Here is a 13728-nt window from a genome sequence, read left to right on the forward strand (position 1 = left end):
GTCCAACCTTCTTCCTCTAGGAATTCCTCTAGTTCTTCTTCGGTCCAACCTTCTTCCTCTAGGAATTCCTCTAGATCTTCTTCTGTCCAACCTTCTTCCTCTAGGAATTCCTCTAGATCTTCTTCTGTCCAATCTTCTTCCTCCATGAACTCCTCTAGATCTTCTTCTGTCCAATCTTCTTCCTCCATGAACTCCTCTAGATCTTCTTCTGTCCAATCTTCTTCCTCCATGAACTCCTCTAGATCTTCTTCTGTCCAATCTTCTTCCTCCATGAACTCCTCTAGATCTTCTTCTGTCCACTCCTCTACCTCTATCAATTCCTCCAGTTCTTCTTCTGTCCAACCTTCTTCCTCTAAGAATTCCTCTAGATCATCTTCTGTCCAATCCTCTTCCTCTATGAACTCCTCTAGATCTTCTTCTGTCCAATCTTCTTCCTCTATCCAACCTTCTTCTTCAATCAAATCGTCTTCTTCATATGACTCTTCTAAATTCTCTGCTAATGCTTCTTCTGCTATATTTATCAGTTGATATAACTCATCTAGTACTATTTGGATTTCATTAAATTCGTTCTCCTCATTTATAAGTCCATTATCCATTAATTGAATATAATCAAAGATATCTTTAGTTCTTTCATAGTCTCTTCTATCTAATGCATCTTCTACTTGTTCTACTCTGTTTTTAAGCCTCTCAATCTCTTTATCAATTTCATTAAGCCTCTGTAAAACTTCAGCATCAATAATTTCAATAGCCTCGTTATCTTCTAGATTTTCTTTAATCTCTTCTTCCTCGATTAAAGTTGTTACCCTTTCTTTTTCAATTGTACTTTTGTCAATCTTATTATTACTTAACTCTATTAATCGATACTTTCCTATACTTAATCCTAATTCTTCTGCTGTTTTAAGATCTTCCTCATCTGCATCGATGAATATAACTTTAGTATTTTCATAAATTGGTTCTTCTTCTATTGCAATGAGGACTCCGTCTGTAATCCCTTTATGTATAGTTTCATCTTTATTATTCTTTAAGTTAACAGTTGATATTAACAAGGCATTATCTGATTCTAATGCATAACCTGATTCTTCTACATCTGATAAAATCTCTGAAACAGCAACTGTTAGTGGTTGACCAATCAGATTAGTATTCAGGATTGATTTGCTTTCTTCATTTTTTGCATTGATCTGAACTACATTATATGACTCATTAATTCCTAATTCAAAACTAGGGTTTATATCAATACTAATTATGGCATATAACGATTTAGTATCTCTCATAAATGAGCTATTTAGAATTATTGCAATTACTATACATGCTGCCAGAGTAGCTATTACCTTCAAATAATTTGGCCTTCTCTTACCTTCTTGTACTGAGTAAATAATATCTTCTTCTAGGACAAATATTTTTTGCCCAACATACATGCCTTCTCTATATTTAATCTTAATAAATTCAGCGTCATCAGTTGCAATGAGTGCATAATTATGATTCAGTTTCAAGACCATACCTTGTCTCATCATGATGAACACCTCTCTCTATCTTTGTATATCCATTGCTTTAGCAGCACTAAGTTCTTCGTTAAAATAACCACTGAGGCTATTATAAATTTTTTACTTCTAGTAATAATTTTTTTTGTTGTTTTAAATTTAAGGGTAACTTTGGCGATCGGTAATCTATATTTTTTATACATATGATTAACAATTTCGCTATCATCACTTATTTTTTTAGATAAATCTATGGCATTATTTCTGGTGTCAGTATGTTTAGGTAATTCATCAACTAATTGCTCCAAATCAAACCCAAATTTCCTTAAAATCGATTCCCATCTATTTATTTCATTTGCTACTTCGTTTTCAAAATTTACTTCACTTATTCCAATTCCTTTTCCATTTACCTCTGTCATTTGTTCAAGAGAAATTACCTTAGCCCTGTTACGTTCTTTGTTTATGAAATCTTTTATTCGACTAGATATTACTAGTCTTGCAAAACTTAAGAATGTACTACCACGATCCTTATGATATTTTGACATTGCCTCATCAAATGCAATAAGCCCAATACTTAATTCTTCACTGTTTTCTATTTCTACATAGCGTCCTGTGACTTGGGTTATCGTGTGAATGATAAATGGTAAATGATCCTCTATTACTTTGCTTTTGTACGCATTTTCTTCCTCAGGATTAGTACGTATATATTCAATGACGTCTTCTACTTTTTCTACTTTTACTTTTACTGTCATATAAACCCCTCCAGCAAGAATTGGGATGCCAAAAAACAGGCATCCCATACACTGTACTTATTTACGATTTTTATTTATCGTCATAGTCTTCCCAATCACCTTCATACTCTTCGTCTTCGTAGTCTTCCCAATCACCTTCATACTCTTCATCTTCGTAGTCTTCCCAATCACCCTTCATACTCTTCGTCTTCGTAGTCTTCCCAATCACCTTCGTACTCTTCATCTTCGTAGTCTTCCCAGTCACCTTCGTACTCTTCGTCTTCGTAGTCTTCCCAGTCACCTTCGTACTCTTCGTCTTCGTACTCTTCGTCTTCGTAGTCTTCCCAGTCACCTTCGTACTCTTCGTCTTCGTACTCTTCGTCTTCGTAGTCTTCCCAGTCACCTTCGTACTCTTCGTCTTCGTACTCTTCGTCTTCGTAGTCTTCCCAGTCACCTTCGTACTCTTCGTCTTCGTAGTCTTCCCAATCACCATCATACTCTTCGTCTTCGTAGTCTTCCCAGTCATCTTCGTACTCTTCCCAGTCACCTTCAAATTCTCTAAAATAGTCATCTAAGACTTGATATAATTCATCGATCTGTTCTTCTAGCTCCGAGATTCTATCATAAAGGTATTCATTTTCATCAGACGTTTCTTCATCTAATTCTACTTCATTTTCTTGCCATTCATCTTTGTCGTACCACTCTTCTTCGAATTCTTCATATAATATGTATAACTCTTCATATAATTCCTCTAATTTGCCTTTAATATTATTAGCTTCTTCTTCGCTGAGTTCCTCATTATTAAGTTTTTCTTCTAGTTGAGTAATCTGCTCTAGTAGTATTTCACCTTCTTCAATCATTTCATTTCCTATGACTTCTTCATGATTTACCAGAATTGTCTCCAATGATCCAATGCTACTTTCCATTTCATCTTTATTGTTATTAGCATAAAGAAGCGTCATGAAGCTTTTTTCCAAATTCTCTTCTAATTCATCGATAAGCTCTTCATCGGCATTATCATCAAGTGAAAGATACAATTCCATAGAATCGTTGATTAGTATACCTAATTCTTCTTTTAGATTAATTTCTTCAACAATAGCCTCATCATTTTGAGCGTTAACTACCTCAGCTGCTGATACCGGTTTACTAGCAAAAGTTATCATGGCACTAAACATTAACAGTAATACTAAAATCTTTTTCATATTTCTCATCCTTTCTTTGATTATAATACTATATACGACCCAAATATCTTTTTTTGGGATCCATTTGATAAGAAATATAAAAAATTTTATTTATTTGTAAAAGTCTATATATTTTTGTCATTTCATTAAGTAACTTAAGTACGCTATTAAATTTATCGACAAAAATATATCTTTTAATAAACTTTGATATATGTTAATATTTTAACCAATTTTTATCTTAGTACATTCTTTGCTCAAAAAAATCTTAGCTTAGAGATAAGGAATACAGTATAATGTATACAATAATTAGTGTTTTGGTAGTGTTGCATAAAAATAAATGAAGTTTTCCCTACTATTCGTCAAATTATATATTGACAATTATTTAACAAGAATATAAAATAGACTTGTAAGATAGTTAAATTATTAACGATATTTAAGGAGGTTTCATCTATGAGCAAAAAAGCTGAAACAGTAAAAGCTAAAAATAACGAAGTAGATGTTAACGTAATGATAGATACAATGGTAACTAAAGCACAGAAAGCTTTAGAAGAGTACATGGAACTTAATCAAGAAGCAATTGATAATATTGTTAAAGAAATGGCTCTTGCTGGACTTGATGAGCATATGTATCTAGCTAAGTTAGCAGTTGAAGAAACACAACGTGGTATTTATGAAGATAAGATTACTAAGAACATGTTTGCAACTGAGTATGTATACCACAGTATTAAGTACGACAAGACTGTTGGGATCATCAATAACAATGATGAAGAGGATTATATGGAAGTTGCGGAACCTGTTGGTGTTGTTGCAGGTATTACACCAGTAACTAACCCAACTTCAACAACAATGTTTAAGGCACTTATTTCTGCTAAAACACGAAATCCTATCATCTTTGCTTTCCATCCATCAGCACAAAAATGTTCTGCTGAATCTGCACGAATATTAAGAGATGCTGCGATTAAAGCTGGTGCTCCTGAGAACTGCATTCAATGGATCGAGTTACCATCAATCGAAGCTACTAATGGATTAATGAATCATCCAGGTGTTGCATTAATCTTAGCCACTGGTGGTTCAGGCATGGTAAAATCAGCATATTCAGCTGGTAAGCCTGCTTTAGGCGTTGGTCCTGGTAACGTACCGTGTTTTATTGAAAAGACTGCTCGTTTAGAGAGATCATTAACTGATCTAATTCTTTCTAAGTCATTCGATAACGGTATGATTTGTGCATCAGAACAAGCAGCTATAATCGAAGAACCTATTTATGATGCTGCAATTAAATTCTTTAAAGAAAACAATTGCTATGTGGCATCTAAAGCAGAAACTAAGAAACTTGAATCTGTTGTAATGAATTTAGAAAAAGGTGCTGTTAATGCAGCTATCGTTGGTAAAAGTCCTTATGAGATTGCTAAATTGGCTGGTGTCAAAGTTCCTGAAGACACAAAAATCTTATGTTGTGAAATTGATGGTGTAGGCCATGAATATCCATTATCAAAAGAAAAATTATCACCTGTACTTGCTATTATTAAAGCTAAGAATGCGGATGAAGGTATTGCACTATCAGAAAAAATGGTTGAGATCGGTGGTTTAGGTCACTCATCAGTATTACACACTGAAGATGATCAAGTTATTAAAGATTTTAGCGATCGATTAAAAACTGGACGTATCATCATCAACTCACCTTCAACTCATGGTGCCATTGGTGATATTTATAATACAAACATGCCATCACTTACTTTAGGATGCGGATCATATGGTAAAAACTCAACTACTTCTAATGTAACTGCTGTTAACTTAATCAATAAGAAAAGGGTGGCGAAGAGACGCGTGAATATGCAATGGTTTAAAATCCCAGAAAGAATCTACTTTGAGCCAGGTTCAATACAATATTTAAGCAAGATGCCAAATATCACTCGCGCATTCATTGTTACTGACCCTTTCATGGTTAAATTAGGTTTTGTAGATAAAATTCTCTATCATTTAAGAAATCGTTTAGATTATGTTCATTGTGAAATTTTTAGTGATGTTGAACCTGATCCATCATTAGATACTGTTATGCGTGGTGCTGAAGCAATGAATAAATTTAAGCCTGATGTGATTATTGCTCTTGGTGGTGGTTCACCAATGGATGCTGCTAAAGGTATGTGGATGTTCTATGAGCATCCAGAGGCTGATTTCAAAGAAATGGCTCTTAAATTCATGGATATCCGCAAAAGAGTTTATAAATTCCCTAAAATGGGTGATAAATCTAAGTTTGTTGCAATCCCAACAACTTCAGGTACAGGTTCAGAAGTAACATCTTTTGCTGTTATTACAGATAAATCTAAAGGCATCAAGTATCCTTTAGCAGACTATGAATTAACTCCAGATGTAGCGATTCTTGATCCTGAATTAGTTATGACTGTACCAGCTGGTGTAACAGCTAATACTGGTATGGATGTTCTTACTCATGCAATTGAAGCATATGTGTCTGTTCTAGCTTCTGATTATACAGATGCCTTAGCAATGAAAGCAATAGAACTTGTTTTCGAGTATCTACCAGGTGCTTATAAAAACGGTTCAAATGCTGTTGCTCGTGAAAAAATGCATAATGCTTCATGTATAGCTGGTATGGCTTTCACAAATGCATTCTTAGGAATCAATCATTCATTAGCTCATAAATTAGGTGGTGAATTCCATATTCCTCATGGTGCTGCTAATGCTGTATTATTACCATACGTAATTTCTTATAACGGTGAAAGCTCTCCGACCAAGTTTGCTTCATTCCCTAAATATGAGAAATTTGTAGCTCATGAAAAATATGCAGAAATTGCTAAGCATTTAGGCTTACCAGCTACTACTCCAGAAGAAGGTGTAGCATCACTAGTGAAGGCAGTAAGAGACTTAATGAAACAACTTGATATGCCAATGACTATTAGAGAGTGCGGCATTGAAGAAAAAGCTTTCTTAGCTAAAGTTGATTATCTTGCTGATAAAGCATTTGAAGATCAGTGTACCACAGCTAATCCAAGATTACCATTAGTAAAAGAATTAGCTGATATTTATAAAGTAGCATACTATGGTGAAGAAAAATAGTTAATAATTACTCCGGAGCAAAAGCCACCTAAGGGTGGCTTTTGCTTCATACTTCTTTAGACATAATAAATTTTTCAATAACTTCTTCTATAGCATGTTCATTATTACTTCTTGATGTTATATATTGAGCAATTTGCTTCACTTCATCTCTACCATTAGAAACAGTAATACCAAGACCTGCCATCTCAATCATGTAGAAATCATTATAGCTGTCTCCAACGGCTATTACATCTTCTTTTTTGATATTTAATCTCTCAGCTAATTTCATAACTGCTATTCCTTTATTAGTCTCCAAACTTATGAATTCTAGTAGATGGTCACGTGAAAAGAACATATGTAAATGCTCATCTAAATGATTATGTTCTTCTTCATAGAGTACTTTAAGACGTTCATGGTCATCATTCATCAACAGTTTTAATGCTCCCTGTCCTATATGCTCCTTTAGGTCATCTACTATTATTGCTTTTACTCCTGTTAGCTCTTCATACTCTTTTATCCTATCAGTGAATTTTTCTACAAACATGTCATCACCTATATACAGTTGAATCCCTAAATCATACTTTCTTCCATACTCAATAATCCTTTTCGTAAGATCAGGATCAAGATTTGCCTCATAGATTTTGCTATCATCATGAGCCTTCCTTATTAGTGCTCCATTAAATGATATATAGTACTCTCCTTCTTTATCTAACCCTAAGCTATTTATGGTTTTATGCATCCCTAGACTTGGGCGCCCAGAGCATAAAACTATGGCTACACCCTCTTCTCTAGCTTTTTCTATTGCACATATGTTTTCTTTGCTGACATCGCCTTCTTCATTCAAAAGTGTATCATCTAAATCTATTGCAATCATTTTATACATAGTAATTCACCCCTAATCAATATTAACTTCATCTTTAGCGTGCTCGTGAAATCATTAGGATATTCATTCAATAGGATTCATTTTATACTTGTCGATCAATCAGTCATTTTTTCTGATCTATCTATAATAAGTCTAATTTACTATAGCATCTACTGTTTATAATATATTCAATATCCTTAACATTTTTTCCTCTTGCATTAATCATAAGCATCCCATGGGAGTCACCATAACAATTGCCATAAGAATTGGTTGGTCCACAATCTACCTGTTGAAGTAACCCTTCAACCTTATTACTACTATAAATATATACGTCTACATGATTTATATAATTATCCATAACTTTCACAGGATATCCTTTTGATTGAAGTTCAGCCATTAGTTCTTCTAGACCACTTTGTATACCTATAATCATAAAACTACCTCCTTAGCAATATTGTTACCAAGTGAAGTAGTTTTTATAAAAGTGTTAGATTGCTTTGCTTAAAGATTCCATTTCTTCTTCTGATAGTTTGTATTTACTCTTCCCTTCTTCTACAGGTTTTGCGTATATGTATGACCCTTCACGACTATGTAATCCGTTTAAGATAATACCATTATTATATGCATCCAGTAGAGTAAGTACAAAGCAAAAATCACCACCCATATTTTCAAATGGATTATAGCGTGTCACATTGACTTTTTGAATGCAAAGTTCCTGATTTTGTCTTAATTTACTTAGATCATGCTTCAGTTGATTTTTATCGACCTCTAGCATTTTTAATTTATCAACCCACTCACTCAGAATATCTTCTACATTGTCACCACTACTTCCTTTCATAAAACGCTCATACTTTTTTGAAAGGATTTTAATTTTACGGTTAATCACAATGATGTAAATCATTAAGATCATCAATAGTATAGCCATTGCAAGTATAATATATATACTATAAGGTTGCATTATACTTACTATATCATTCATTTTTCCCACAGAAATCATCGCTCCTCATTTTGAATCTCCTGTAGCAAATTAGAGATTTCAATGTTATTTCTATTGTTCTATTAAGTGAATAATACGTTCTAAGTCGTCTACGCTATAATATTCTATTTCAATTTTACCACCTTTACTCCCCTTATGAACGATGTTGATTTTAGTACCCATAACTTCTCTAATTCGTTCTTCGAGTTCTTTAAAGATTGGCTCTAGGCTATTATTCTTAGTGTTCTCATTAACCTTCTTGGGTTCTTCTTTTAGCTTCTTAATAATTGCTTCTATTTGTCTTACACTTATATCTTCATCCATGATTTTAATTGCCAAATCATACTGTAACTGTGGATCATCTAATGCTAATAAAGCCCTTGCATGTCCACTAGTTATTGATCCTTGAATGATCAACTGCTGTACTCTTGCATCCAAATTGAGTAATCTCAATGTGTTGGCAATTGCAGACCGACTTTTAGATATCTTTTTAGCTAACTCTTCTTGTTTCAACTTGAATTCATTTAATAAGCGATCATATGCTTTAGCTTCTTCTATCGGATTCAAATCTTCACGTTGAATGTTTTCGATTAAAGATACCTCGAGTATTTCTTGACTAGTGAGGTCACTAATTATTACTGGAACTTCTTTTAAAGATGCTTTTTTGGCTGCTCGCCATCGTCTTTCTCCAGCAATAATCTCATAATAATCCCCTTTTTTTGTGACAATAAGAGGCTGAATAATACCATATTGAGTAATTGATTCTGATAACTCTTCTAATTTATCATCATCAAACATTTTTCTTGGTTGGAATTTATTCGGTTCAATATCATTGATTTTTACCTTTAATACACTACCTTCATTTAGTTGTTCTTCTTTTGCTTCGACTTTAGGTAAATCTACAACATTTTCAGATATTAATGCATTTAGCCCTTTACCTAATCCTCTACTCTTCATGCTCTAACCTCTTTCTATAAATTCCTTAGCAAGTTCCATATAACTCTCTGCTCCTTTTGAGCGGTTATCATATTTTATTATCGGCAACCCATAACTTGGTGCTTCTCCTAAACGAATATTTCTTGGAATCATTGCATCGTAAATCTTATCGCCTAAATGATTTCTGACTTCTTCAACAACTTGTAAAGATAAGTTCGTACGACTGTCATACATTGTAAAAACAATTCCTTCCAGCTCCAAATTGGGGTTCAATCTTTGTTTAACCAGATTAACAGTATTAATTAATTGTGTTAATCCTTCTAAAGCGTAAAACTCACATTGTAAGGGTACCATAACAGAATCAGCTGCTGCTAACGCATTGATAGTCAGCATATTGAGAGATGGTGGACAATCAATTATTATGTAATCGTAATAATCCTTAATGGGATCTAGAACTTTTTTTAAAAGAAATTCCCTATGCTCCACACCGATAAGTTCTATTTCTGCTCCTGCTAAATCCATACTTGACGGTATTATATCCATTTCGCAACACTTTACAGGCATCTTACATTCGAATATATCTACTTTTCCTAAAAGCAGTTCATAAACCGTATTATCTAGCTCTGTCTTGTCTATTCCTAGCCCACTTGAAGTGTTGCCCTGAGGATCAATATCAATTGTCAATACCATTTTCCCTAATTCCGCCAAGCATGCAGATAGATTTATAGCAGTTGTAGTTTTTCCTACTCCACCCTTTTGATTAGCGACAGCTATTATCTTCGCCATATTGACACCCCTTTATCCTTTCTCTTCTACAAGTCCTATACCATAGTTAAATATTTCGTAACAAAAAGTTACTTAATATCTGGGACAAGTATATTCATTATATCATACTCTTATCTATTCTGAAATAGAATACAGCTAAAAATGTTTCACGTGAAACATTTTTAGTGTCCAATTCATAAGATGTGGAGTATGTATCTTTCATTATACTTTGCTTTATATGATAATACCTGAATATTAATACACCTTTTTTCTCTTTTAACATCATAAAAAAATTTATACTCACTTAAATACTCTCAGTTATATTTAGATGTTTCACGTGAAACATCTTATAAGTATGATACTATATATAGAAACAATCAGAAAGTTTATCAAATCACTTAAAATAATTAAGTCATTAAATACAAAAGTACCAGGTGTGTAAACTAGCGATTTACATACCTGGTATTCACAATAAACTCATTTCTTATTTTCTATTTGAAAAAACCTTTATTCCTTTATGAATGACTTTAATATCAATAGGTAGATCCGGTCCACTTTCACCATCCATATCTGTTTCATTAAATATCTCACCGAAATTATCTGATTTAATTTGAATTCTATTGCACTGCTTATAAAGAATACTACGATCATTAAGATGATCCCCTTTTATCAACTTCATTAGCATCCTAGGAAAATCTTTAATCGATGTTGAAGCTTTAATAGCAATCAACTCCATAAGTCCATCTTTTATATCAGCAGTCGGATTAATATGATAAAAACCGCCAGCTCCAACAGAATTCATTACAAGGAATAGATAAAAATCATCATCAAATGACTCATTATCAATATCTATACTTAGATGAACAGGCTTGATGTTGTATATCTGCTCTGCACCTTTTAGATAATAAGCCATTTTCCCCAGTGTGTTTTTTAGATCTATATCAATATTCTGTGAAACAGTAGTAAATAAACCACCACAACATATATTGATAAAATAACGATCATCAGCTTTTCCAATATCAATTTCTTCAATATGCATATTGGATAAAGCCTTTACACACTCTTCATAGTCATTTGGAATATTTAATGCTTTAGCGAAATCATTAGCCGTTCCTGCTGGAATAATACCTAAAGGTACATTGATGTTATTTTTCATCATGCCATTGATTACCTCATTCACCGATCCATCACCACCAGCAATGAAGATACCGTCACAATTATTAATCTTAGTTGTAGATAAATATTCTTCCATGTCACCCTTATAGCAACTTCTTAATACATGAACTACATAGCCCTTTTTTGAAAAAGCTTCTATAAAAGTATCTACATGAAATCTGAAGCTGGTATCACCTGACTTTGGATTATACATCAAAATAACATTCTTCACTATCATTCCCCCTATACATTAAGAAAGAGTCACAGGTATGATTACATCTTCTCTGGTGCATTTATACCAAGAAGATCCAGTCCATTCTTAATTACATTTTTAACTATATAGGCAATAGTTAAACGTGCTTGCTTAAGTTCTACATCGTCTACAAGTATAGGATTCTCATGATAAAACTTGTTGAAAGCTTGAGCCACATCTACAATATATCGTGTTATTATAGAAGGTTCTAATTTATCAGCAGCTTCTCTAACTTTGGAAGGAAACTTTTCAACTACTTTTAAAACATTTATAGTATATTCATCTGTTAACTTACTTACATCTATATTCTTATTAAGTTCAGTATATTCACCTTTTCTCAATAAACTCGAAGCTCTAGCATGAGTATATTGAACATAAGGTCCCGTCTCTCCATCAAAATTCAAAACTTTATCCCAAGAGAATATAACATCCTTGATTCGGTTATTATAAAGATCATTAAAAATAATTGCACCAATACCAATATCTTTTGCTATAGCTTCTTTATTTTCTAGATTAGGATTTTTATCATTAATAACTTCTTCAGAACGTTGGATAGCTTCTTTTAAAAGCTCTTCCAATAAAATAATCTGTCCTTTACGTGTCGAAAGTTTACCGGATTTTAGGCTTACAAGACCATAAGGTATATGATGTAATTGATCTGCCCAATCATACCCCATCTTTTCAATAACCTTAAACCATTGAGCAAAATGAAGTTTTTGCTCTAGACCAGTTACATAAAGACATTTATCAAAGTTATAAGTATTTTTTCTATAGATTGATGCAGCTAAATCTCTTGTAGCATAAAGAGAACTACCATCTTTTTTAGTTATGAGTACAGGTGGCATATCACTATCAGAAAGATCCACAATATTTGCTCCTTCACTCTCTTCAAGTAGGCCTTTTTCACGTAATTCATCAACAACAGGTTGCATTTTGTCATTATAGAAACTTTCTCCTGCGAAAGAATCAAAGTCTACTCCAAGGAGATCATAAACTCTATTAAAATCTACCATACTAATTTCTTTGAACCAGTTCCAAAGTTCTAAAGCTTCCTCATTGCCGTTTTCCATTTTAGTAAACCATTCTCTTGCTTCATCATTAAGAGCATCTAGCTTTTCTGCCTCATCATGGAACCTAATGTACAATTCCATAAGACCATCTATACCCTTACTCTTGATATCGTCTTTTGAACCCCATTTTTTATAAGCCACAATAAGCTTACCAAATTGAGTTCCCCAATCCCCTAAATGATTAACACGAACAGCTTTATATCCAAGTGCGGTATGAATCTTTGCAAGGGCATTCCCAATTACAGTTGTTCTTAAATGACCAATATGAAACTGTTTAGCTATGTTAGGTGAGGAATAATCTAAAACTACCGTCTTTCCTTTAGAGTCCTCAGATGTTCCGTAATCTACATCTTTATCGCAGAAGCTCTCAAAAATATTTTTTGCTAAATACGCTTTATCAACAAATAAATTTAAATAGCCCCCCACAACTTCTACATTGTCAAGCATAGGCTCGTCTTTTAAACCCACAGCAAGTTCTGAAGCAATAATATTAGGCGCTTTCCTAAACACTTTAGCTAATCTGAAACATGGGAATGCGAAATCCCCCATGTCAGTATTAGGCGGTACCTCTAAAATCTCTTTAATATCATCGAGAGGTAGTTCTTTAACTTTACTATTTATAAGTTGAGCTATTTGATTATATACTTTCACTTTGTATCCTCCTTATATTAACGGTGAATAATTATTCATGTAGATCTTTATCAAATCAATAAATATACATATTAAAAAGTCTTAAATTCACCTTTTAAGACTATATTTCTTAGTACTAATTCTTAATAGATCTGTTTACGTTATTCAAGTCTTTCCTACTCTAGCTTAAATGACGATGAATCAATCTCAACAAGAAAACTCTAATTTAAACGAATTTCCAATTAAATAATATTATACAGTATACGATTTCTCTTGTCTATATTTAAAGCTTCTTAAAAGACTCTAATAATTTACTTTTTTATATTGAAATTTATCAAAATATATTAGATAATATATTATAGGTCAATTTATACATGATTCATAACAACGTTGGGATATAATTATTAATATTAGTTTCTCAAATAAAGCCGTATTTTATTATGGACAATTGCTTTAAATAAAAAGAATTATAAATACTTAGAGATTTTGATCCAATTGATGATATAGGGTTTTAGTTGTATAATATAACTGCAAGCTATGATTTAGCGTAAGAAAATGATGATTAATATTAATTCTTACTTCAAAATCTTAAAAGTTAATATATTAGATGCAAGGCTTATAATAGATTTCTTAACACCTTTAA

The 13728-nt window shown here is 32.9% G+C and carries 11 protein-coding genes; 1 reads left to right on the forward strand and 10 read right to left on the reverse strand.

The window, feature by feature from the left end:
• From C1Y58_RS22845 to C1Y58_RS26800, 3 genes are all read right to left on the reverse strand, one after another.
• On the reverse strand, window positions 1–1511 hold a 1511-nt coding region (locus tag C1Y58_RS22845), incomplete at its 3' end, for an anti-sigma factor domain-containing protein (RefSeq protein ID WP_157950249.1).
• Window positions 1508–2227, reverse strand: a complete 720-nt coding sequence (locus tag C1Y58_RS22850; RefSeq protein ID WP_157950250.1) for a sigma factor — start codon at window positions 2225–2227, stop codon at window positions 1508–1510. The genes C1Y58_RS22850 and C1Y58_RS22845, both read right to left, overlap by 4 nt.
• A gap of 167 nt (window positions 2228–2394) precedes the next feature.
• Window positions 2395–3408, reverse strand: coding sequence for a hypothetical protein (locus C1Y58_RS26800; RefSeq protein WP_207655805.1), 1014 nt, complete (start codon window positions 3406–3408; stop codon window positions 2395–2397).
• A 429-nt stretch (window positions 3409–3837) separates the two neighbouring features.
• Here C1Y58_RS26800 and adhE point away from each other — a divergent pair, with 429 nt between their 5' ends.
• Window positions 3838–6459: a bifunctional acetaldehyde-CoA/alcohol dehydrogenase gene (adhE, locus tag C1Y58_RS22860; RefSeq protein WP_105619175.1), complete on the forward strand. Its 2622-nt coding sequence runs from the start codon at window positions 3838–3840 to the stop codon at window positions 6457–6459.
• 46 nt (window positions 6460–6505) lie between these two features.
• Here adhE and C1Y58_RS22865 read toward each other — a convergent pair whose 3' ends face one another.
• From C1Y58_RS22865 to argS, 7 genes are all read right to left on the reverse strand, one after another.
• Window positions 6506–7321 (reverse strand): Cof-type HAD-IIB family hydrolase, encoded by an 816-nt coding sequence (locus C1Y58_RS22865; protein WP_105619178.1) that lies wholly within the window; start codon window positions 7319–7321, stop codon window positions 6506–6508.
• 121 nt (window positions 7322–7442) lie between these two features.
• On the reverse strand, window positions 7443–7733 hold the full coding sequence (locus C1Y58_RS22870; protein WP_105619180.1) for a YkuS family protein: 291 nt from the start codon (window positions 7731–7733) through the stop codon (window positions 7443–7445).
• A gap of 54 nt (window positions 7734–7787) precedes the next feature.
• On the reverse strand, window positions 7788–8279 hold the full coding sequence (locus C1Y58_RS22875; protein ID WP_242985459.1) for a DUF4446 family protein: 492 nt from the start codon (window positions 8277–8279) through the stop codon (window positions 7788–7790).
• 69 nt (window positions 8280–8348) lie between these two features.
• Window positions 8349–9233 (reverse strand): ParB/RepB/Spo0J family partition protein, encoded by an 885-nt coding sequence (locus tag C1Y58_RS22880; RefSeq protein WP_105619184.1) that lies wholly within the window; start codon window positions 9231–9233, stop codon window positions 8349–8351.
• A gap of 3 nt (window positions 9234–9236) precedes the next feature.
• Window positions 9237–9998 (reverse strand): ParA family protein, encoded by a 762-nt coding sequence (locus C1Y58_RS22885; RefSeq protein WP_105619186.1) that lies wholly within the window; start codon window positions 9996–9998, stop codon window positions 9237–9239.
• A gap of 463 nt (window positions 9999–10461) precedes the next feature.
• Window positions 10462–11364, reverse strand: coding sequence for a diacylglycerol/lipid kinase family protein (locus C1Y58_RS22890; protein WP_157950254.1), 903 nt, complete (start codon window positions 11362–11364; stop codon window positions 10462–10464).
• 41 nt (window positions 11365–11405) lie between these two features.
• Window positions 11406–13106 (reverse strand): arginine--tRNA ligase, encoded by a 1701-nt coding sequence (argS, locus tag C1Y58_RS22895; protein WP_105619190.1) that lies wholly within the window; start codon window positions 13104–13106, stop codon window positions 11406–11408.
• Between the last annotated feature and the right edge of the window lie 622 nt (window positions 13107–13728).

It is taken from the genome of Vallitalea okinawensis, from assembly GCF_002964605.1.
GTDB lineage: Bacteria > Bacillota > Clostridia > Lachnospirales > PQDH01 > Vallitalea_A > Vallitalea_A okinawensis.